The sequence below is a fragment of the Aliarcobacter cryaerophilus ATCC 43158 genome (assembly GCF_003660105.1).
In the GTDB taxonomy this organism is placed as follows: Bacteria; Campylobacterota; Campylobacteria; order Campylobacterales; family Arcobacteraceae; genus Aliarcobacter; species Aliarcobacter cryaerophilus.
Map to the genome: position 1 here is coordinate 537425 of NZ_CP032823.1, position 21603 is coordinate 559027.

Genomic DNA, 21603 nt, shown 5'->3' on the forward strand with positions numbered 1-21603 from the left:
AATGTCTAAAATTACAACAGTCATCGATATTGGCTCAAATTCAATGCGGATGGTTGTTTTAGAAAAATCTAGCCGTTTTGCTTTTTCTTTAATAAATGAGACAAAAAGTAGGGTAAAAATTTCTGAAGGTTGCTATGAAAATGGTGGAAATCTTCAAGAAATTCCTATGGAAAGAGCTTACCAGTCTTTAAAATCTTTTTTAAATATTTCAAATGCTTTAAAATCAAGAAAAGTTTTGTGTGTTGCAACTTCTGCTTTAAGAGATGCTCCAAATTCAAAAGTTTTTTTAAATAGAGTTAAAAATGATTTGGGTTTGAGTATAAAAGTAATTGATGGAGAAAAAGAGTCATATTTTGGTGGTGTTGCTACTTCAAATTTACTTCATGATGACGAGTTTATAACTATTGATATTGGTGGTGGAAGTACAGAATTTTGTTTTGTAAAAGACAAAAAAATATTAAAATCAATATCTTTAAATATTGGAACTGTAAGAATAAAAGAGTTATATTTTAACAAAGACAATATAAACGGAGCAAAAGAGTATATTTTAGAGAACTTAAAAAAAGTTTTTGAACAAAATATTGATATTCCTTCAAAAGCTGTTGGAATTGGTGGAAGTATTAGAACTTTATCAAAAATGATTATGGTTAAAAATGAATACCCATTAGATGCAATTCATGGATTTACATATGATGTAAATAAAGAGAAAAAACTTTTTGAAAATATTTTAAAAGCAGATTCAAATGAAGAACTTCAAGAATTAGGAGTTAAAAAAGATAGATTTGATACCATAAAAGAGGGTACATTTATTTTTAAAACTATTCTTGATGAGTTGAATATAAAAGAAGTTGTAACTTCTGGTGTAGGTGTGAGAGAAGGTGTTTATCTTACAGATTTACTAAGGAATTCAAATCATAGATTTCCAAATAATTTTAATGTAAGTGTAAAAAGTTTACTAGATAGATTTGAGTTAAATGAGAAACAAAGTGCTTATTTTGGTAACAATGCAAAAAAAATATTTGAAGTTTTAAAACCTCTTCACAATCTTGATGATAAATTTAAAGAACTTTTGGTTGTATCTTCAAAACTTCACTCTGTTGGTTCTAGTTTGAATTTTTATAAAAAAAATGACAATGCCTTTGAGTTTATTTTGAATGGTTTAAATTATGATTTTCAACACACTTCAAGAGTTATAGTTGCTCATACTATAAAGTTTTCAAAAAAATCTTTACCAAAACAAAGTGATATAGAAGAGTATAAAGAGTTATTACCAAATTTAGAAACTATGCAATGGCTTTCATTTATGATTGCTCTAAATATTGCTGTAAATACTGATTTCTCTTGTCCAAAAGTAAACTATATTTTAGATGATGATATTTTAAAATTGGAGCTTCCAAATAGATCATTTTTAATAAATTCATATATTGAAAAACTAGAGCTGCCAAAAGATTTATCCTTAGAGATTTTATAGTGCAAAAAATAGCTATTATAAAGCTATCTGCTATGGGTGATATTATTCACTCAATGGTTGCTTTGCAGTTTATAAAAAGAAAATATCCAAATATCCAAATTGATTGGTTTGTTGAAGATTCTTTTTCTAAAATTTTAGAAAATAATCCAGATATAAATAATATAATCAAACTAAATTTAAAATCTATTAAAAACTCAAAAAAAGAGATTTTAACTCAATTAAAACTAGTAAAAAGTTTCAAAAATAGAAATTATGATTTAATTATAGATGCTCAAGGTTTAATAAAATCAGCAATAGTTGCTAGATTTTTAGGTAAAAATAGAGTTGGTTTTTGTAAAAATTCAACTAGAGAAGGATTAGCCAGTTTTTTTTATAATAAAAAAATATCAATATCTTATGATAAAAATGTTATAGATAGAAACTGTTATTTATTTTCAAAAGCACTTAATTTTGATATTTCAAAAGATGAGATTTTAGATAAAAAACCTTTCTTATTTTTTAAAAATGAAGATGAAAAAGTTTATCAATATTTAGATAAAAATAGGAAAAATATTATTCTTGTAGTTGGTGCTAGTTGGAAGAGTAAAATGTATTCTAAAGAGAAGTTTGTTAAAATAGTACAAAATTTGAAAGAGAATTTTTTTATTGCTTGGGGAAATGAAGAAGAAAAAGAGATTGCAAAATTTATTTGTGATAATTCAGATGCTATTGTTTTACCAAAAATAGATTTAAATACATTAAAAGCTTTGATTAGCAAAGTTGATTTAGTAATTGGAAATGATACTGGACCAACACACATGGCTTGGGCTTTAAATACTCCTTCAATAACAATTTTTGGAAATACACCAGCTTATAGAAATACTTATGAAACAAAAATTAATAAAAGTGTAAAGTCTTCTTCTGTTGTAAATCCCTTTAAGTTGGACAAAAAAGATTTTTCAATAAAGACGATTGATGAGAATATTATTATAGATATAGCAAAGGAGCTTTTAAGTGTACAGAAAAATTAAAGATTATTTTAGACTTTTTTTATACAACACATTTCTTTTTTTATTTTTAATAACTCCTAAAATTCTTATGAAACAGATTTTGAAATTTTTTGCATTTTTTGCATTTAAATTTAATAAAAAACATATAAAAGTAGCTCGTGCAAACTTAGATTTTGTCTATGGCAAGAGTATAAGTGAGGATAGAAAAAATGAGATTATTTATAACTCTTATAAATCTTTGGTTTTTAATATGTATGAGTTCATTGAGAATCAAAATATAGAAAAAGAGGATTTATTAAAAAAAGCAAATATTGTAAATAAACATATAATAGAAGATGCAATAAAAGAGAATAGAAAAATTATTTATATTTCTGCTCATTATGGTGGTTGGGAGCTAACTGTTCCATATATTGCACTTATGTTCGGAGATGTTGCAATAGTAAATAGAAGAATGAATAATCCTCATATTCAAAAAAAGTATGAGAAAGCAAGAAGTAAAAATCATATTACAATGCTTGAAAAAGAGAGTGCTGCAAAGGGTATGATAAAAGCTTTTAAAGAGAATAAAACAGTTTGCGTGGTAATTGACCAATATTTAAATAGCGGAATAGATATAGAGTTTTTAGGAAAAACTACAAAAGCAACAGATTCAACTTCAAGAATGGCATTGAAATTTGATGCAGTAATTATTCCAATTTTTACTATTTGTAATGATTTTAGAGATTGGACTATAAAAGTTTGTGAGCCAATTGATACTAAGAGTTTTGAGTTTAAAAGTGAAGATAAAATAAAAGAGTTAACTCAAATTCAAAATGATATTTTGTCTAAGCAAATTTTAGAAAAACCAGATTTTTGGCTATGGCAACATAAAAGATTTAAAGATTTTAAAAATGATATTTATAAAAAAGAAGATTAATTGAACAGTTTTGAAAATGTAGCAAAAAAAGAGTATGAGTTATCAAATAAGGATATTTTCCCTTTTATTTTTGATGAAAAGCAGTATTGGTTAAAAAAATCTAGAGCTACAAAACCAGATAAAATTCAGAGTTTTTTTTATAAGTTTTTTCATTTTGAACTACTTATTCCTCCTATTGTAAAAAATTCAAAAGAGGCCTTATTTTATGAAGTTTCAAAGCTTGAAAAATTTAAAGAACTAGTAATAAATGTTCCAAATATAGCTTATAAGTGTGAAGATTTTTTTGTTTTAGAAGATAGTGGAAATAGTGTAAATGCTTATTTAAGAAGCAAAGATATAAATGAAGATAAATTTTATTTTTTTGTGGATAAGTTAATATTTGAACTCTCAAAAATTCATAATTTCTCACAATTTCATGGTGGAAGTCAATTAAGAAATTTTACTTTTAAAAATGATAAAGTTTTTGTTTTAGATTTTGAAGAGAGTTTCGAGTCTAATGTAGATATCAAAACTTTACAATATAGAGATTTTTTACTATTTTTATTATCATTTATAAAGTTAAAAGAAGCTAGTTTTAAAATAGATTATGAAAAAATAATTAATAAATATTGTGAACTTTCAAATAATTTTGAATTTAAACAGAAGTTAATAAAATTTAGTAAAAAACTTGGATTCTTTTTATGGCTTTATGAAAAAGAGTTTATAAAAAAAAGAGTTGGTAGTGATGTAAAATATTTTTTTGAGTTTATAAAAGTATTAAGAAATTTATAAAATAATATTTTAAAATTAAGGGAAAAATTTGAAGAGTATAAAAAGAATATTGATAATAAGATGTGGAGCTTTAGGGGATTTAGTATATTCTACATCAGTGTTAGATGCACTAAGATTGGAGTTTGGAGAAGATGTAACTATTGACTATGTATCAACTCCAGCAGCTTCAAAACTTTTTGAATATGATAAAAGAGTAAATAAAATTTTTCATTTAAAACATAAAAAAATTCCAATAATTTTTAGTTCACAAAAAAAAGCAGTAATAAACTATTCAAAAAAAGAACCTTATGATATTTTAATAAATTTTGAAATGGGAAAACAATTTAAAAGTTTAGTTGAAAAAATTGTTGCGAATAAAAAAGTTGGTTGGTTTTGTGAAGATATTAAAATCACGAAATCTCATATGGTTGAAATTTGTAAAGAGTTTTACACAAGTATAATTTCAAAGGAAAATTTAGATAAATCATTTCCTAAAGTTTTTGGTTCAGATTTTAATCAAATTAAAACTAAATTTAGTTTACCAAATGATTATATTATTGTTAGTCCAAGTAATTCACATAATAAAAAGAAAAGATTAAATTATAGAGCCTGGCCTCATAAAAATTGGAAAGAGTTTTTAAATTTAGTTCCAAATCATAATAATATTATTTTAATTGGTGCAAAAGGAGAAGAGGATTTTTTTGAGCCTCTTAAGCCTTATAGCAAAAATATTATAGATTTAGTAGGAAAAATAACAATTCCTGAAATGGTTAGTATTATTGAAAAAGCAAAAGCTTTGGTTGTAACTGACACAGGAACAGCTCATATAGCATCTGCAGTTAATACCCCAGTTTTTTGTCTTATTGGACCAACTCCAGAGGAGCAAACAGGACCATATAAAACACCTTTTAACGAAGTGCATATTATAAATGCAGGATTATCTTGTAGTCCTTGTTATAAAACAGAAGTTATGAAAGCTTGTAAGGATAATATTTGCATGAAGAATATTAAGCCTTTAAACGTTTTGGCTTTATTAAATCAAGCTAAGATATTGTAGTATATAAGCCAAATTATTTTAGAGGGAAGATATATGAAAGGCATAATATTAGCAGGTGGAAGTGGAACAAGACTTTATCCAATCACAAAAGGTGTTTCAAAACAACTAGTTCCAATTTATGATAAACCTATGATTTATTATCCACTTTCAGTACTTATGCTTTCTGGTATTAAAGAAGTATTAATTATTACAACTCCTCAAGATCAACAAAGTTTTATAAATCTTTTAGGTGATGGAAAAGATTTAGGAATGAGATTTGAATATGTAGCACAACCTAATCCAGATGGCTTAGCACAAGCATTTATTCTCGGTGAAAAGTTTCTTGATGGTGATGATGCTTGTTTAGTTCTAGGAGATAATATATTTTATGGTCATGGTCTAACTGAATTACTAGCTAAAAGCATAAAAAATATTAAAGATGAAAATAAAGCAACAGTGTTTGGTTACTATGTAAGTGATCCTGAACGTTATGGAGTTGCAGAATTTAATGATAATGGAGATGTAATCTCTATTGAAGAGAAACCAAAAGAGCCAAAATCAAACTATGCAGTTGTTGGATTATATTTTTACCCAAATGATGTTGTAAAAAAAGCTAAAGATGTAAAACCAAGCCATAGAGGTGAATTGGAAATTACAACACTAAATCAAGATTATTTAAATGAAAATAGATTAAAAGTAGAACTAATGGGAAGAGGGTTCGCTTGGCTTGATACAGGAACTCATGAATCACTACTTGAAGCTAGTTCATTTATTCAAACTATTGAAAATAGACAAAGTCTAAAAGTAGCATGCCTTGAAGAGATAGCTTATGAGATGGGATATATAAGTAAAGAAAAACTTCTTGAACTAGCAGAGCCTTTAAAAAAGAATCAATATGGTCAATACTTAATCTCTAGAGCAAATCAACCAAGAAGAATGAAATAATGCAATTTATTAGAACTAATATTCCAGATGTTGTAATTATTGAACCAAAAGTTCATGGCGATAGTAGAGGTTATTTTGTTGAAACTTTTGTGAGCAATAAATTAGAAGAATTCCTAGGTTATAAAATAAATTTTTGTCAAGATAATGAATCAAAAAGCTCTAAAGGAGTTTTAAGAGGACTTCATTATCAATTACCACCACATGCTCAAACAAAATTAGTACGAGTTATAAAAGGACGTGTACTTGATGTTGCAGTTGATATAAGACGTAACTCTCCAACTTTTGGACAGCATGTTGCAGTTCTTTTAAGTGGCGAAAATAAAAAACAACTTCTAATTCCAAGAGGATTTGCTCATGGATTTGTAGTTCTTGAAGATGATACAATATTTGCATATAAAGTAGATAATTACTATAGTCCAGAATGTGATAGAGGAATAGCCTTTGATGATAAAAATCTAAATATAGATTGGTTATTAAATCATGATGAATTAAATTTATCAGCTAAAGATACAAAACAACCAAAACTTTTTGATATAAAATATAATAAAGAGATATTTGAATTTGGAGTAAACTATTATGCCTAATTTGGGAACGGGGGCTTTAGTCTCATTAAATATAAATGTTTTAGTAACAGGATCAAATGGTCAAGTTGGAAGTGAAATAAAAGAGTTAAGTAAAGATTATAACTATAACTTCTTTTTTACAACTAGAGACGATATAGATATTACTTCTAAAGATAGTCTAATAAACTTCTGTCAAACAAATAGTATAAACGTGATTATAAACTGTGCAGCTTATACAGCAGTAGATAAGGCTGAAAGTTATATTGAAAATGCAGATTTAGTAAATAGAAAAGCAGTTAAAAAACTTTCAATTGTAGCAAAAGAGTTAGATATAAAATTAATTCATATCTCAACTGATTATGTATTTGATGGAAAAAATTATAAGCCTTATTGTGAGGAGTTTCAAACAAATCCACAATCAGTTTATGGTAAAACAAAACTTGATGGTGAGCTTGAACTCTTAAATGTAAATCCATTAAACTCTATAATTATTAGAACTTCATGGGTTTATTCATACTATGGAAATAACTTTGTAAAAACAATGTTAAGACTAGGGAAAGAAAAAGAGGAACTAGGTGTAATCTTTGATCAAGTTGGAACACCAACTTATGCCGCACATTTAGCAAAGACTATTCTTGATATTGTTCCACAAATAAAAAATACTAAAGTAGAAATATATAATTACTCAAATGAGGGTGTTCTGTCTTGGTATGATTTTGCAAAAGAAATTATGAAAATGGCAAAATTAAACTGTAAAGTAAAGGCAATAGAAACATACCAATATCCAACTCCAGCAATTAGACCTCATTTCTCACTTTTAAATAAAAGTAAGATAAAATCGAAATTCAATTTAGAAATACCATATTGGAAAGATGGCTTGGATGATTGTTTAAAAAGATTAGGAGAGAGAAAATAGATGCAAAATAAAAATATACTATTAACAGGATGTGCTGGATTTATTGGTTCAAACTTTCTACCATACTTTCTTGAAAAATACCCAAATTATAATCTAGTAAATCTCGACCTTTTAACTTATGCTGGAGATTTAGAAAATCTTAAAGAGTGTGAAAATAATCCCCGATATAAATTTATCAAAGGTGATATTTGTAATAGAGAATTAATAGAATTTATTTTTAATGAATATGATATAAAAGGTGTAATTCACTTTGCAGCTGAATCTCATGTAGATAATAGTATAAAAAATCCAGGTGTATTTGTACAAACAAATGTAAATGGAACATTTACTTTGATTGATGTTGCATATAAATATTGGATGAATAAACCATTTGTTTATAAAGATGAATATAAAGATTGTAGATTCCATCATATTTCAACAGATGAAGTGTATGGAACACTAAGCCTAGATCCAAATGACCTTTTTACAGAAATTACTCCATACGCTCCAAACTCACCATACAGTGCAAGTAAAGCTTCATCTGATATGATTATTAGAGCTTATAATGAAACATATGGATTAGATACAGTTATTACAAACTGTTCTAATAACTATGGACCAAAACAACATGATGAAAAACTAATTCCAACAATTATACGAAATGCTTTAAATAATAACCCAATTCCAATATATGGTGATGGAAAAAATATAAGAGATTGGCTCTATGTTTTAGACCACTGTAAGGGAATAGATTTAGTTTACCATAATGGAAAAACTGGAGAAACATATAATATTGGTGGAAGAAATGAAAGAACAAATCTGCAAATAGTAGATAGAATTTGTACTATCTTAGACCAACAAGTTCCAAAAGATAAATCTTATAAAGATTTAATTACTTTTGTAGAAGACAGAGCAGGACATGATAGAAGATATGCAATAGATGCAACAAAGTTAGAACAAGAACTAGGTTGGAAAGCAGATGAAAACTTTGATAGTGGGATATTTAAGACTATTGAGTCGTATTTGGTGAAGTATAAGATTACTAAGGAAATAAATTGAATTATTTAAAAATTAAAACTATAAATAAAGCATTTTATGAAGATTATATAAATTATTTTATACTTTTATATGCTTTTTGTTTGCCAATTTCTAGAGCTGGAATTTCATTAGCTGTTATTTTTATATTTTTATTTTGGGTTTTGGGAACTGATTTTAAAAGAAAGTATTTTGAAATAAAGAATAATTATTTTATTTTAGCTATATTTATCTTTATATTATATAGTATTATTGCAGTTTTATGGAGTAGTGATAAATTTTTTGCTATTGAATATGTAAAAAAATATTATCATTTTTTAATAATACCTATAATTTTTACGTCATTAAAAAAAGAGTACATAGATAAAGTTTTTTCTGCATTTTTACTTGGGATGTTAATAAGTGAAATTACATCTTATGGTATATTTTTTGAACTTTGGACAAAACAAGGAGTATCTCCAAATGACCCAAGTCCATTTATGGATCATTCAAATTATAGCACATACTTAGCTTTTACTGTTTTTATTTTGATGCATAAAATTATTTATACTGATGATTTAAAATGGAAATTTTCTTATTCAATTTTTTTCTTATTTTCTACAAGTAATTTATTCTTAAATGGTGGAAGAACTGGTCAATTTTCTTTTCTTATAGCTTTATTTCTAATTGGGTTTTTAAATTTTAAAAATAAGATTAGAGCTACAATTTTATTTTTAATTTTGGGAACTACAATATTTATATCAGCATATAACATAAGTCCAGTATTTAAATATAGATTTGATTATTTTTTACATGATATTGAAGTTATGGTTTATGAAAAAGATTTTTCTAATAGTTTTTCATTAAGAGTTGCCTTATGGATAAGTGGATTAGAAGCTTCAAAAGATAATTTAATTTTTGGTTCTGGAATAGGTGATGAAAGAGATAATGCAAAGTATATGCTTCAAAAATTTAATATAAAGAATGATTCTTTTAAACAAGATACCGAAAACAGTATAGATTTCCATAATATGTTTGTTCAATATTTAGTTCAGTTAGGAATATTGGGATTGATTATTCTAATTACAATATTTTATTTTATATTTAAAGTAAAAATAAAAGATAAAACATATAAAAACTTGTTATTGATTTTTTTAATACTTTATTTTTGCCATTCAATGTTAGGAAATAGTTTTCATATAAATCAATCTATGGTTTTATTTGCATTATTTAGTAGTGTTTTTATAACTATTTCAAAATATGAAGAAATAAAATTAAAAGATTAATTTTGATTCAAGCCTAAATCACAGAAATTTTTTTTATTTTCTTGATTTTTTTTAATTTTTTCTAGCATACCTCTTTCAAATATTCCATTTTTACGTTTATGGAAAAGATGAAACTGGTTTGCTATATATTTTGCAGAAATAATTTTGTATCCAACTCCTTTAAATCTCCACTCTAAGTCTGTATCACTAGCATATGCAGAATTACCTAGTCCTTCATCAAATCCATTTATATCAATCATTGCTTGTTTATAACAAGAAAAATTACATCCCAATATAGAAACATCTTTTTTTTTATATTTTAAATGTAATATTTTATGTAAAAAACTAGAAGGTTTTATTTTAAAACCTTCTTCAGTATGTTTTTCTTCTTTTGCATCTTTTGATATATCAAAATACTTATTTATAAAGTTTTTTTCAAGCCATGCAGAAGTAATGTTTTTATTTTTTAACAAAGAAGAGTATTTAGGTCCAAGATTTACTCTTCTACCAGAAATAATATATAATGGAGAAGCTAAACTTAAGTGTTTTTCAATAAAATCACTATATAAAATACAGTCACCATCAATAAAAATCAAATATTCTCCATTAGAAGTTTTTATTCCATTATTTTGAGATCTTGATTTTCTAACACCAAGATCTTCTTGACTTATGTGTTTGATATCTAAATCTTTTATTGATTCAACAAACATTTTCATTTTCTCATCTTGCCCATCTTCTGAAATAATAACTTCAAAATTTTTATATGTTTGATTTTTTAAAGACTCTATAATAAGTTCAAGTGCTTCTACATCTTTATAAACTGCAATAATAATACTGACTTTCATATTTTCTCCAAAATATCTTTTATCTCTTCAAACTGCCTCTTACTATCAAAAACTTCATTAGCTTTATTCTTGCCATTAAAAGCTAATGTCTCTTTTAATTTTCCATCTTCTATAATCAAAGATAATTTTCCACATAAACTATCGCTATTCATACTTTCAAATAATAGTCCAGTTTTTTCATCATCGATGATTTCAAGAGGTCCGCCACTATTACTTCCTAAAACACAAACACCACATTTCATGGCTTCAATTAATACAAGCCCAAAAGTCTCTTTTTTTGTTGCTAGCACAAGACAATCAGAAATTTGCATAAAATCAGTAGGATTAGAAACAAAGCCTGTAAATATATCATTTGGATAACTGTTTTTTAGATTATTAAAGTAGTTTTCATCCATATAGTGACCAACGACTAAAGTTTTTATTTTTATACCATTTTTTCGTAAATTCTCAACTGCTTGTAAAGCTATATGTTGTCCTTTTGCTTCTTCAATTCTTCCAACAATACAGACAATAAATTCATCAGTAATATTAAAAGATTTTTTTAAACTATTTTTTTCTTCATTGCTTAAAAGTTTAGGAGTATTTGCCCCAATATAAGAAGTCTCTATTTTTGGTCTTATATCTTTTGGAATAAATTTTTCAAGTTGTTCTTTTACTAGATTTGTAACAGCGATTATCATATCAATATTTTTATACAAAAACTTATGATAAAAATCGCTTTTAAATCTTGTAATATGCATATGTCTTGTTTGAACGATTTTTGGTTTTCTTTTTGAAAGAAGTTTCGCAAATACAACCGTTGTGGTATCTTTTGTCCAATGAAGATGAACTATATCAATTTTTTCTTTATCTATGATACGAGCTAGTTTAAAAAAACTATATCTTGAAAGCTCAAAATAATCTATTTCTTCATTTTCAAATACACTTTTTAGTTTTGATTTTTTGTTTATAACAGCAGGTGAATTTAAATATTTTGTAATATTTTTCATATACAGCTCAAGTCCACCTAAATCAGGAGATAGACAAACTTCTAAAATTTTTTTCATATGACTCTTTTGTTTTTAATAACTTGATATTCTAATTTATTATCAGTTAAAAAGCTATTAAATTGTTTTTAGATATAATTATTGCTTATTATTGAAGGTTACAAAATATATGAAATTTATAGAAAAAAAAGAAAATATGAAAATATGTATTTTAATGTTAGGTTTATTAGGAGATGTTTTACTAAGAACACCTATCATAAGAAGTATTAAGCAAAACTATCCACATTCTAACATTACAGTGATTGTTGATAAAATTGGATATGATGTTCTTTACAATAATCCAAATATAAGTAATATAATAATTATGAATAGAAATAAAAGTAATATAATTAAGTACCTTTTTTCTAAGCTTTATACACAATCTAAAATTATATTTTCAAGATATGATTTAATTATTGATCTATATAATGGAAAATCTTCTAAGAATATGCTTAATTTTTCTTTTGTAAAAAACAAAGTATCAACTCAATATACAAATGATAGAATTTATAATTTTAAAAATAATATTCATTTGACAAACCAATTATTTCAATCACTTCATGTATTGGATTTTAAACAAAATACTATGTATTTAGAACCAGAGTTTTTTATTAATCAAAAAGTCGAGAAATTTATTTTGAATTCTTCATTATATTTGAAAGATAAGAATAATTATTTGATTTCTTTAGGTTCTGGAGATTTAAAAAAAATAATTGATTTAGAAAAAACATATAAATTAATAGAATATTTGTATAATAGTTATAGACTAATCCCCATAGTAGTTTTAAATCCAGGACAAGAATTTTTACAGTTAGAGTTAGTAAACAAATTTTTAATACCAACTAATATAAATTATATTAGTTTAGATAAAAAATCTATAGATGAAATGGCTGTAATTATAAAATATTCTAAATTTTTTATTGTTCCTGATACAGGATTGTTTCATATGTCATTGTCTTTAAAAGCACCAACTTTTTGTATTTTTACATATACAAATCCTAAATTAGTTCAACCAGACAATGATGATATTATATATAAGGCTTGTTATAAAATAAAAGAACCAAAAGAATATGATGTATTTGGATTAGAAAATTGTACAAAAGAAATAAGTTTTGAAGAGATAAAGAATAATTTAGATTCTTTTTTATCTTCATTAAAGAATTAATTTAAAAAGGTAAAAATTGTCAAACTATAAATTTATTTTAAATGAAGAATTCAAAAAATTTGAATTTTTTTTATGCAATATAAAACAATTTTTCAAAAAAAATTCAAATACCATACACAAAGCCAGAAATGAACTAAAAGTTATAGAGCATGAAAATAAAAAGTTAGTTGTGAAATATTTTAAAATACCTCATTTTATAAATAAAATTGTCTATACATTTTTCAAAAAATCAAAAGCACAAAAATCTTATGAATATGCATTAAAAATAAAAGATTTTACACCAAAACCCATAGGATATATAGAGTTTTACAAATTTGGATTATTAAATGAGAGCTATTTTGTAAGTGAAAAATTTGAATACGATTTTACTATTCGAGAGCCACTTTTAGACATGAATTTCCCCAATAAAAATGAGATTTTAAAAGCTTTTGCAAAATTTACATTTGATTTACACCAAGCTGGAATTTTTCATTTTGATTACAGTCCTGGAAATATATTAATCAAAAAAGAGAATAATCATTTTATTTTTAAAATAGTCGATATAAACAGAATGAAATTTTTTGATTTAGAGCTAAATGATAGACTTAAAAACTTCTCAAAACTTTGGGCAAAAGATGAAGATTTAGAAGTTGTTATAAAAGAGTATGCAAGAGTTTTACAAAAAGATGAAAAAGATTTAGTTTCTAAAGCTTTAGATTTTTCGCATAAACATAAAGCAAAAATAAATTTCAAAAAAAGATTAAAAGGAAAAAAAGTTGTTGATTAGTATTATGTATCATCATGTAAATAGTGATAGATGTTCAAATGATTTATCAATTTTTGAAGAGCATCTAAAATATATAAAAAACAATTTTAAAACTATTTTTCCAGGTGAAGAAGCAAATCAAAAAAGTGTTTGTTTGACTTTTGATGATGCTTATGCAGATTTTTATTTTTTGATTTTTCCACTTTTAAAAAAGTATAATTTAAAAGCACTTTTGGCAATTCCTTCAAAATATATTTTAGATGATACAGATGAATTACCAGAAAATAGAATGAATTTTGAGCACAATGATCTGTTTCAAAACTATAAAAAAGCAACATTTTGTACATATAAAGAATTGAATGAGATGAAAGAGAGTGGATTAGTTGTTTTTGGTTCGCATTCTCATTCACATATAAATTTACTAGAAATTGATGTTGATTTAGATTTGGAATTAAGAGTTTCAAAAGAGATTTTAGAAGAGAAGTTAAATACAAAAATAGAGAGTTTTGTATTCCCTTTTGGAAAATACAATCAAAATATTTTAAAAGAAGCAAAAAAATACTATAAATACAATTTCAGAATTGGAAATGCAATACATAAAGATTTTAGTGGAATTAATGGAGCAATTTATAGAATTGATGGTGATAGTTTAAAAACTCCTGATGAAATATTTAAAACTACAAAACTATTAAAATATAAATTTAAAGCTTTATTAAAAAGATTAGGTAAAAAATGAATATTAGTGTAGTTGTATTAGCAAAAAATAATGAAAAAACCATAGAAAATAGTTTAAAAAGTTTATTAGATTTTGATGATGTAGTAGTTTACGATAATGGCTCAACAGATGAAACTATAAATATTGCAAAAAAATTTTCAAATGTAAATTTAATACAAGGTGAGTTTAAAGGTTTTGGTTGGACTAAAAATCATGCAACTTCTTTTGCAAAAAATGATTGGATTTTAATAATTGATAGCGATGAAGTAGTTGATAGTGAGCTTTTAGGAGAGTTAAAAAATAAAAAACTTGATGAAAAAACCGTTTATAAACTTAATTTTAAAGCTTTCTACAAAGATATTCAAGTAAAACATTGTGGATGGAATAATCAAAAAATCAAAAGATTATATAATAAAAACACAACCTCTTATAACTCAAATGATGTTCATGAAGATATTATAACTGACAGCTTGAAAATAGAAGAGATAAAAGGAAATGTTGAACACTATAGCTATCATACAATTTCAGAATTTATTATAAAAGCAGATAGATACTCAAGCTTATTTGCACAAAATAATGTAGGAAAGAAAAATTCAAGTCCTACAAAAGCTTTTTTTAATGGAATGTACTCTTTTTTTAGAACATATATTTTAAAACAAGGTTTTAGAGATGGTTATGTGGGACTTGTAATTTCCTTTTCACATATGGTTACGAATTTTTATAAATATATAAAATTATATGAATTAAATAAAGAGTTAAAAAAATGAATTTACTTATAACAAGACACGATAAAATAGGGGATTTTGTAGTTACTCTACCACTTTTTAAAGCTATAAAAGAGCAGTATCCTGATACAAAAATTACAGCTTTGGTTTCAAAAATAAATTATAAATTTGCAAAAGATATTGAGTTTATAGATGAGGTTATTTTATATAATAAAAAGGATTTTCCTAGAACTCTGCAAGAGATAAAATCTAAAAATTTTGATGCAAGTATTAGTGCATATATAGATACACAATTAGGAAAAATACTTTATAAAAGTGGTATTAAGAAAAGAGTTGCTCCAGCAACAAAATTAGCACAATTTTTCTTCAATAAACGAATAAGACAAAGAAGAAGTAAAGCTATAAAAACAGAGTGGCAATATAATCTTGAATTAGCAAAGGCGATTTTTCCAGAAATTAAGCTTGATTTCACAAAACCACTTTTAAATATTAAAGAAACAAAAGAGAAAAGAGTTATTTTTCATACTGGCTTTGGTGGTAGTAGTGATGGAAATTTAAAAATTGATGATTATATAAATTTGGCTAGAAGTATTAAAAATAGTGAGTATGATATAGTTTTCTCTTTTGGTCCAGATGATGAGAAATCAAAAGATTATATTGAGGCTCATTTAGATTTTGAAGCATATATTTATGAGTCAAAAGTTACTTTGATGGATTTTGCAAAATATATAGCAAAAAGTAAAATATTTATAAGTACTTCAACAGGACCTATGCATCTTGCTGGTGCAACAAATACTATGACTTTGTCTTTTTTTGGAGATAGCCTATTTGCAAGTAGTAAAAGATGGGCAACAGTAAGTGATGAAAAATATCAAAATAATTTTATGATAAACAAAAATTATACAAAAGAGCAATATTTGCAAATAGAGAATAGATTAAAAGAGATTTTGGATGTCAAATAATCATTTTATTTGGGACAATTATTCAGATCAACCGCAAGTTATAAAAGACAAATCTTTTAAAAAAGCTATGAGAAAAAGAGAATTTAAAGACAATTTAAAACTACTTTTTACTTCTATTTTTATTCTTCCTATTTCAATAATTTTTATGAAATTTTTTAAAGGAAATGTTAAAGTTTCAAATATTGATTTTATAGGTCTTGGAGTAAATCTAGATAAAGAAAATGGCAATAATATTCAGCAAGAATTGGTTGAAGAGTTAGGTGTTAAAAATCTAATTATTAGGTTACCTCTTAGTGATATTAAAAATATTGATTTATATTTTGAGTTTGCGAATAGTTTTAATCAAAATAATAGAAAAAATATTTTAATAAATGTAATTCAAGATAGAGTAAATATTGAAAATAAAGAGCTTTTTAAAAAAAATATTAGTTTAATTTTTGATAAATTTAAAGATATATCAAATGAATTTCAAATAGGAACTACAATAAATAGATTAAAATGGGGATTTTTTAGTACATCAGAATTTATAAATTTTTATATAATAGCTCAAAAAATAAAAGAAGAAAAATATCCAAATATAAAACTTTTAGGACCATCTGTGATAGATTTTGAGTACTATTACAATGCGAGGGCTATGTTTAATCTAAAAAAAATAAAATATGATATAACTTCGTCACTTCTTTATGTAGATAGAAGGGGTGCTCCACAAAATAGCCAATATGGAATTTTTGATTTGAACAATAAAATAGATATGCTTTTTTCACTTGTAAAAATAAGTCCAAAAACTTTAAGTGATGATGTTTATATTACAGAAGTTAATTGGCCAATTTCAAATACAGCTCCATATGCACCTACTAGTGAAAAGGAGTGTGTTAGTTGTGAGGATTATACAAAATATATGTTGGATTATTTTAAAATTGCACGAGAATCTAAAAAAATAAAAAGAGTCTATTGGCATCAATTAATTTCTCCTGGATATGGTTTAGTTGATAATAGAGATGAAAAAATAGTTAAATATAGACAATTTTATGCTTTTAAGGAAATGTTGAAAAATGGTTAAAAATATATTTATAGAAATTCCTGCATGGCTAGGTGATGCTATAATGGCAACTCCAGCTATAGAAAATATAATAAAAACATATCCACAAGCAAAAATTACACTTTTGGGCTCATATGTATCTACACAAGCTTTTGCTAATTATCCAAATATTGAAAAAATGATAGTTGATAATACAAAAAAAAGTGGAAATAGATATAAAAATTTAATAGTTTTAGCAAAATCTATTGGAAAAATTGATTTAGCAATCTCTTTTAGAAGAAGTTTTTCTTCAAAATTTATGATGTTTTTTATAAAATCAAAAAAGAAATTTAACTATAAAAGACTTACAAAAAAAGAGATACATTTATGTGTAAGATACAATGATTTTATAAATAAAATTCTAAATTTAAAAAATGAAGTAGGGGATTTAAAACTCTATTTTAAGCCATTTGCATATCAAAAACCAACTTTAGGAATAAATCCAGGTGCAACTTATGGAAGTGCAAAAAGATGGTATCCCCAAGAGTTTGCAAAAGTTGCAATAAGTTTAGCTTCAAAATATGATATTGTAATTTTTGGGGGACCAACTGAAACTGATATTGCAAAAGATATTGAAGATATATTAATAAAAAATGGTATATCAAATTATCAAAATTTATCTGGACTAACAACAATCCCAGAGCTTATAGAAAAAATTGCAGGATTAGATTTGTTTATTACAAATGATAGTGGACCTATGCATATTGCAGCTGCTTATAAAGTAAAAACTGTATCAATTTTTGGACCAACAAAGTTTACTGAAACAAATCAATGGAGAAATGATAAAAATGGTTCGATTGTAACAAAAAATTTAGAGTGCGCACCATGCATGAAAAGGGAGTGTCCTCTAAAACATCACAACTGTATGAAACTAGTTACAGCAAATGATGTTTTAGAAGCAATTTTAAAATTAGCTTAATTCATTATCAATAATTTGACAAATTGTGTGTGCAAAAAGTATATGCATCTCCTGAATTCTAGGTGTATCATTTGAAGGAACAACTAAGTTTATATCACAAAGCTCATTCATAGCTCCACCATCACGACCTGTTAAGCCTAAAGTTTTACATCCCATTTCTCTTGCAACTTTTAAAGCATTTATTACATTAGAAGAGTTTCCAGAAGTTGAAATTCCAATTAGTAAATCGCCTTTAGAAGCCAAAGCTTCAACTTGTCTATCAAAAACTCTATCATATCCATAATCATTTCCAATAGCTGTTAATGCACTTGTATCAGTTGTAAGAGCAATTCCAGGAAGCCCTTTTCTTTCAGTTTTATATCTTCCTGTTAATTCAGCAGCAATATGTTGCGCATCAGCTGCACTTCCACCATTTCCACAAAGTAAAATCTTATTGCCTGTTCTTAATGTTTCAACTGCAAGTTTTGAAGCCTCTAAAAGAGGCTCTTGCATAGTTTCTATTACTTTTACTATTGTCTCTTGGTGAGCTAAAAATTCTTTAATTATTGCATTTTGCATCGTTTTGTATCCTTTTTATTGTATTTGTTGTACTTTTACCATCTACAAATTGAACAAGCTTTAACTCATCTGCTATATCTTGCCCAACAACTTCTTTACCTTCATAATCTCCACCTTTAACTAAAACATGGGGTTTTATTAGTTTTATTAACTCATAAGGTGTATTTTCATCAAAAATAACTACGTAATCAACACTTTCAAGCGAAGCTAAAATATATGCTCTATCATCTTGAGTATTTATTGGTCTACTTGGACCTTTTAATTTTCTTACACTACTATCTGCATTTAATCCTAAAATTAAAACATCACCATAACTTTTTGCAACTTCTAAGTATTTTACATGACCCGCATGTAGAATGTCAAAACAACCATTTGTAAATACTATTTTTTTACCTTGATTATGTAGTTTTGAAGCTAAAGTTCTAATCTCATCAAAAGTTTTTATATGTGAAGTAGAGTTTGATTTGTGTAAACTGTATTCATATTCATAAATTTCATCAAGTGTTGCTGTTGCACTTCCAATTTTTCCTACAACAACTCCAGCTGCTAAATTTGCAAAATATATAGCATCTTTTATATCTAAATCATTTCCTAAAGCAAAAGCAATTGAAGCAATTACTGTATCTCCAGCACCTGTTACATCATAAACTTCTCTTGCAACTGTTGGTTTAATAGTTAAATTATCATCAAAAATTGCAATACCTTGTTCACTTAAAGTTATTAGAGAAACTTCTAAAGTACATTGATTTTTTAAACTTTTTAAAGCTTCTATTAAAGAATTTTCATCTTTTATATCAATATTTGTAGCTTCCATAGCCTCTTTTTTGTTTGGAGTTAGAGTATATGAACCTTTATATTTACTATAATCTTTTCCTTTTGGATCAACCAAAACTTTTACACTGTTTTTATTTGCAATTTTTATTATATCTTTTGTTAATTTTGCAGTTAAAACACCTTTTCCGTAATCTGATAAAATTATTGAACTATATTTATTTATATTTTTCTCTAAAGTTTGAATAATTTGTTTGTGACTATTTTCATCTATATCATCAATACTTTCCATGTCATATCTTAGAACTTGCTGTTGAGATGCTATAAGACGACTTTTTTTAGAAGTTTTTCGACTATTTTCAACCACTAAGTTTGATGTTGGAACATCTATTTTCTCTAATAAACTTTTTAATTCATTTGCAACGGTGTCATTTCCAATAACACTTATAACACCAACACTACTTCCAAGTGCAACAAGATTGTTAATAACATTTCCCGCACCACCTAAAACTGAGCTCTCTTTTTTTACATTTACTACTTGTACAGGAGCTTCTGGTGAAATTCTATCACAAGACCCCCACAAATAGTGATCTATCATTAAATCACCAATTACAAGAATATTTGGTTTTTTATCTAATTTTATCATTTTACCTCTTCAGCAAACAATCTTTTAATTTCAGGAATATAAGCTTTAATTCCATCTTCTAAACTAAATCTTGGTTCATAATCTAAAAACTTTTTAGTTGTTAGAATATTTGCTTCTGTAAAAAATTGGTAAGAACCAATATAAGGATTTGGTATATACTCTTTTCCATTATCAATTTCAAGCTCTTTTTGTAAAATAGTTACAATATCTTCAAAACTTCTAGCATGTCCAGTTCCTACATTATAAACACCAGATTTTTTTGGTTTACAAGCTTTAATATTTGCTTGAATAATATCTTCAATATAGATAAAATCTCTTAAAATCTTATCGCTTCCCTCAAAAAGTTTTGGAGTAACTCCTTTTAAAATTTGGTGACCAAATTGTACTACCATTGAAGCTGTTTTATTTTTGAAAAACTCTTTTGGACCATAAACATTAAAATATTTTAGCCCAACAATAGATATTGGTAAATCTTTTTTTAAATATTCATAAGTAATGTTATCCATCATAACTTTTGAAAATCCATAAACATTATTTGGTTTTTCAAAACCAACTTCAAATCGATCACTATCTCCATAAGTTGCTGCACTAGATGCATAAATCATATTTGCTTTGTGTTTTATTGCAATTTTTAACAAATCTTCATAAGCGTTTACATTTGTTTTTATCATAATATCTTGCTCAATTGCAGTTGTATCAGAAATTGCTGCTTGATGAAAGATATAGTCGAATTTATAGTTATTTTCTAGAGATTTTAACAATTTTTTATCATTTATATCACCACTAATAACAACTCCATTAAATCCCAAAAGATTTTTAAAGTGACCAAAACTTTTTAAATTTCCATTTGAAAAAGTTTCTCCACTTCTAAAACAATCTAAAACTACTACTTTTGATTCTGGAAAGTTTTTTTGAAAATAAAAAGCTAGATTTGAACCTATAAATCCAGCACCACCAGTTATTAAAATCGTTTTTTTATTAAAATTTATATTGTTGTATTTCATATTTTCCTACTTTTTTATATATTTTACTGAATCTAGCAATGATTTTGCAAGCAAAAAATCTTTACTATCTACAATATTTTCACTTATTAAAATTCTATTTGGTATATTACCATTTTTTGCACACTCAATATCACTTATTTTATCACCAATTAGCCATGAATTATTTAAGTCTATTTCAAAATCGTTTAAAGATTGTAAAATCATTCCAGCTTTTGGTTTTCTGCAAGAGCAATCTTCATCTGGATTATGTGGACAATAATATACATTTAAAATATCTATATCTTCTTTTTTAAACTCATTTTTCATATATTTAGTAAGTTCTAAAAATTCATCTTCGCTATAATAATTTCTTCCAATACCAGATTGATTTGTAACAACAATAATCTCATATCCAAGAGTTAAAAATTCTTTACAAGCTTCAAAAACTCCATCTACAAAATTAAAATCCTCAATTTTACTAACATATCCAAAATCTTCATTTATAACTCCATCTCTGTCAAGATAGATAATCTTTTTTTGCATATAACATATCCTTACAATTTAAGTTTAAATAATATCATAAAGCACTTTTAACTATAATTACAACTTTAAAAATAGGAAA

23 protein-coding genes are annotated in these 21603 nt (G+C 25.5%); 17 read left to right on the forward strand and 6 right to left on the reverse strand.

Annotation, left to right across the window (positions count from 1 at the left end):
• The first annotated feature begins 1 nt into the window (after position 1).
• The 10 genes from ACRYA_RS02640 to ACRYA_RS02685 are packed head-to-tail and all read left to right on the forward strand — an operon-like array spanning position 2 to position 9865.
• Positions 2-1471, forward strand: coding sequence for a Ppx/GppA phosphatase family protein (locus ACRYA_RS02640; protein ID WP_105916733.1), 1470 nt, complete (start codon positions 2-4; stop codon positions 1469-1471).
• Positions 1471-2481, forward strand: a complete 1011-nt coding sequence (gene waaC / locus ACRYA_RS02645; RefSeq protein WP_370684712.1) for a lipopolysaccharide heptosyltransferase I — start codon at positions 1471-1473, stop codon at positions 2479-2481. The genes ACRYA_RS02640 and waaC overlap by 1 nt, the downstream gene beginning before the upstream one ends.
• Positions 2465-3376 carry an LpxL/LpxP family acyltransferase gene (locus ACRYA_RS02650; RefSeq protein ID WP_105916731.1) on the forward strand — a complete coding sequence of 304 codons (912 nt, stop codon included), beginning with the start codon at positions 2465-2467 and terminating at the stop codon, positions 3374-3376. The genes waaC and ACRYA_RS02650 overlap by 17 nt, the downstream gene beginning before the upstream one ends.
• Positions 3377-4147 (forward strand): BUD32 family EKC/KEOPS complex subunit, encoded by a 771-nt coding sequence (locus ACRYA_RS02655; RefSeq protein WP_105916730.1) that lies wholly within the window; start codon positions 3377-3379, stop codon positions 4145-4147.
• Between the two features lie 28 nt (positions 4148-4175).
• A complete protein-coding gene (locus ACRYA_RS02660; protein ID WP_105916729.1) occupies positions 4176-5183 on the forward strand; it encodes a glycosyltransferase family 9 protein in 1008 nt (335 codons plus the stop codon).
• Between the two features lie 33 nt (positions 5184-5216).
• Complete coding sequence (gene rfbA, locus ACRYA_RS02665; protein WP_105916728.1) at positions 5217-6107, forward strand: glucose-1-phosphate thymidylyltransferase RfbA; 891 nt, start codon at positions 5217-5219, stop codon at positions 6105-6107.
• Positions 6107-6691 (forward strand): dTDP-4-dehydrorhamnose 3,5-epimerase, encoded by a 585-nt coding sequence (gene rfbC, locus ACRYA_RS02670; RefSeq protein WP_105916727.1) that lies wholly within the window; start codon positions 6107-6109, stop codon positions 6689-6691. The genes rfbA and rfbC overlap by 1 nt, the downstream gene beginning before the upstream one ends.
• Positions 6684-7586 (forward strand): dTDP-4-dehydrorhamnose reductase, encoded by a 903-nt coding sequence (gene rfbD, locus ACRYA_RS02675; protein WP_105916726.1) that lies wholly within the window; start codon positions 6684-6686, stop codon positions 7584-7586. Before rfbC ends, rfbD begins: the two co-directional genes overlap by 8 nt.
• Positions 7587-8624, forward strand: a complete 1038-nt coding sequence (gene rfbB / locus ACRYA_RS02680) for a dTDP-glucose 4,6-dehydratase (protein WP_105916725.1) — start codon at positions 7587-7589, stop codon at positions 8622-8624.
• Positions 8621-9865: an O-antigen ligase family protein gene (locus ACRYA_RS02685; RefSeq protein ID WP_105916724.1), complete on the forward strand. Its 1245-nt coding sequence runs from the start codon at positions 8621-8623 to the stop codon at positions 9863-9865. The genes rfbB and ACRYA_RS02685 overlap by 4 nt, the downstream gene beginning before the upstream one ends.
• Here the strand turns inward: ACRYA_RS02685 and ACRYA_RS02690 are convergent.
• Both ACRYA_RS02690 and ACRYA_RS02695 read right to left on the reverse strand, forming a co-directional pair.
• A complete protein-coding gene (locus ACRYA_RS02690) occupies positions 9862-10689 on the reverse strand; it encodes a glycosyltransferase (RefSeq protein ID WP_105916723.1) in 828 nt (275 codons plus the stop codon). The two genes, ACRYA_RS02685 and ACRYA_RS02690, sit on opposite strands and share 4 nt — an antisense overlap.
• The gene (locus ACRYA_RS02695) at positions 10686-11735 is read right to left on the reverse strand and encodes a glycosyltransferase family 4 protein (RefSeq protein WP_105916722.1); all 1050 of its coding nucleotides are present in this window, start codon (positions 11733-11735) and stop codon (positions 10686-10688) included. The genes ACRYA_RS02690 and ACRYA_RS02695 overlap by 4 nt, the downstream gene beginning before the upstream one ends.
• 109 nt (positions 11736-11844) lie before the next feature.
• On the opposite strand from ACRYA_RS02695, the gene ACRYA_RS02700 reads away from it, so the two are divergent.
• From ACRYA_RS02700 to ACRYA_RS02730, 7 genes are read left to right on the forward strand one after another with little or no spacing between them, the layout of a single operon-like run.
• Positions 11845-12879, forward strand: a complete 1035-nt coding sequence (locus tag ACRYA_RS02700; RefSeq protein ID WP_105916721.1) for a glycosyltransferase family 9 protein — start codon at positions 11845-11847, stop codon at positions 12877-12879.
• A gap of 16 nt (positions 12880-12895) precedes the next feature.
• The gene (locus ACRYA_RS02705; RefSeq protein ID WP_105916720.1) at positions 12896-13645 is read left to right on the forward strand and encodes a lipopolysaccharide kinase InaA family protein; all 750 of its coding nucleotides are present in this window, start codon (positions 12896-12898) and stop codon (positions 13643-13645) included.
• The gene (locus ACRYA_RS02710; RefSeq protein ID WP_228199776.1) at positions 13635-14360 is read left to right on the forward strand and encodes a polysaccharide deacetylase family protein; all 726 of its coding nucleotides are present in this window, start codon (positions 13635-13637) and stop codon (positions 14358-14360) included. The genes ACRYA_RS02705 and ACRYA_RS02710 overlap by 11 nt, the downstream gene beginning before the upstream one ends.
• Positions 14357-15106: a glycosyltransferase family 2 protein gene (locus ACRYA_RS02715; RefSeq protein ID WP_105916719.1), complete on the forward strand. Its 750-nt coding sequence runs from the start codon at positions 14357-14359 to the stop codon at positions 15104-15106. The genes ACRYA_RS02710 and ACRYA_RS02715 overlap by 4 nt, the downstream gene beginning before the upstream one ends.
• Positions 15103-16026, forward strand: coding sequence for a glycosyltransferase family 9 protein (locus ACRYA_RS02720; protein WP_105916718.1), 924 nt, complete (start codon positions 15103-15105; stop codon positions 16024-16026). Before ACRYA_RS02715 ends, ACRYA_RS02720 begins: the two co-directional genes overlap by 4 nt.
• Positions 16016-17086 carry a hypothetical protein gene (locus ACRYA_RS02725; protein ID WP_105916717.1) on the forward strand — a complete coding sequence of 357 codons (1071 nt, stop codon included), beginning with the start codon at positions 16016-16018 and terminating at the stop codon, positions 17084-17086. Before ACRYA_RS02720 ends, ACRYA_RS02725 begins: the two co-directional genes overlap by 11 nt.
• Positions 17079-18023, forward strand: coding sequence for a glycosyltransferase family 9 protein (locus ACRYA_RS02730; RefSeq protein ID WP_105916716.1), 945 nt, complete (start codon positions 17079-17081; stop codon positions 18021-18023). The genes ACRYA_RS02725 and ACRYA_RS02730 overlap by 8 nt, the downstream gene beginning before the upstream one ends.
• On the opposite strand, the gene gmhA is transcribed toward ACRYA_RS02730, so the two are convergent.
• Genes gmhA through gmhB form a run of 4 tightly spaced genes read right to left on the reverse strand, consistent with a single transcriptional unit; the run spans position 18015 to position 21524 of the window.
• Positions 18015-18581 carry a D-sedoheptulose 7-phosphate isomerase gene (gmhA, locus tag ACRYA_RS02735; RefSeq protein ID WP_105916715.1) on the reverse strand — a complete coding sequence of 189 codons (567 nt, stop codon included), beginning with the start codon at positions 18579-18581 and terminating at the stop codon, positions 18015-18017. The genes ACRYA_RS02730 and gmhA overlap by 9 nt on opposite strands.
• A complete protein-coding gene (gene rfaE1, locus ACRYA_RS02740; protein WP_105916714.1) occupies positions 18562-19998 on the reverse strand; it encodes a D-glycero-beta-D-manno-heptose-7-phosphate kinase in 1437 nt (478 codons plus the stop codon). The genes gmhA and rfaE1 overlap by 20 nt, the downstream gene beginning before the upstream one ends.
• Positions 19995-21002: an ADP-glyceromanno-heptose 6-epimerase gene (gene rfaD, locus ACRYA_RS02745; protein ID WP_105916713.1), complete on the reverse strand. Its 1008-nt coding sequence runs from the start codon at positions 21000-21002 to the stop codon at positions 19995-19997. The genes rfaE1 and rfaD overlap by 4 nt, the downstream gene beginning before the upstream one ends.
• 6 nt (positions 21003-21008) lie before the next feature.
• The gene (gene gmhB / locus ACRYA_RS02750) at positions 21009-21524 is read right to left on the reverse strand and encodes a D-glycero-beta-D-manno-heptose 1,7-bisphosphate 7-phosphatase (protein WP_105916712.1); all 516 of its coding nucleotides are present in this window, start codon (positions 21522-21524) and stop codon (positions 21009-21011) included.
• Between the last annotated feature and the right edge of the window lie 79 nt (positions 21525-21603).

Bases quoted from the DNA above. Each gene is read 5' to 3' on its own strand.
- ACRYA_RS02725 (WP_105916717.1), top strand. From the start codon at position 16,016: ATGTCAAATAATCATTTTATTTGGGACAATTATTCAGATCAACCGCAA.
- ACRYA_RS02690 (WP_105916723.1), bottom strand. From the start codon at position 10,689: ATGAAAGTCAGTATTATTATTGCAGTTTATAAAGATGTAGAAGCACTT.
- gmhA (WP_105916715.1), bottom strand. From the start codon at position 18,581: ATGCAAAATGCAATAATTAAAGAATTTTTAGCTCACCAAGAGACAATA.
- ACRYA_RS02700 (WP_105916721.1), top strand. From the start codon at position 11,845: ATGAAATTTATAGAAAAAAAAGAAAATATGAAAATATGTATTTTAATG.
- rfaE1 (WP_105916714.1), bottom strand. From the start codon at position 19,998: ATGATAAAATTAGATAAAAAACCAAATATTCTTGTAATTGGTGATTTA.
- rfbC (WP_105916727.1), top strand. From the start codon at position 6,107: ATGCAATTTATTAGAACTAATATTCCAGATGTTGTAATTATTGAACCA.
- rfbA (WP_105916728.1), top strand. From the start codon at position 5,217: ATGAAAGGCATAATATTAGCAGGTGGAAGTGGAACAAGACTTTATCCA.
- ACRYA_RS02715 (WP_105916719.1), top strand. From the start codon at position 14,357: ATGAATATTAGTGTAGTTGTATTAGCAAAAAATAATGAAAAAACCATA.
- rfaD (WP_105916713.1), bottom strand. From the start codon at position 21,002: ATGAAATACAACAATATAAATTTTAATAAAAAAACGATTTTAATAACT.
- rfbD (WP_105916726.1), top strand. From the start codon at position 6,684: ATGCCTAATTTGGGAACGGGGGCTTTAGTCTCATTAAATATAAATGTT.
- ACRYA_RS02720 (WP_105916718.1), top strand. From the start codon at position 15,103: ATGAATTTACTTATAACAAGACACGATAAAATAGGGGATTTTGTAGTT.
- ACRYA_RS02730 (WP_105916716.1), top strand. From the start codon at position 17,079: ATGGTTAAAAATATATTTATAGAAATTCCTGCATGGCTAGGTGATGCT.
- gmhB (WP_105916712.1), bottom strand. From the start codon at position 21,524: ATGCAAAAAAAGATTATCTATCTTGACAGAGATGGAGTTATAAATGAA.
- rfbB (WP_105916725.1), top strand. From the start codon at position 7,587: ATGCAAAATAAAAATATACTATTAACAGGATGTGCTGGATTTATTGGT.
- ACRYA_RS02640 (WP_105916733.1), top strand. From the start codon at position 2: ATGTCTAAAATTACAACAGTCATCGATATTGGCTCAAATTCAATGCGG.
- ACRYA_RS02695 (WP_105916722.1), bottom strand. From the start codon at position 11,735: ATGAAAAAAATTTTAGAAGTTTGTCTATCTCCTGATTTAGGTGGACTT.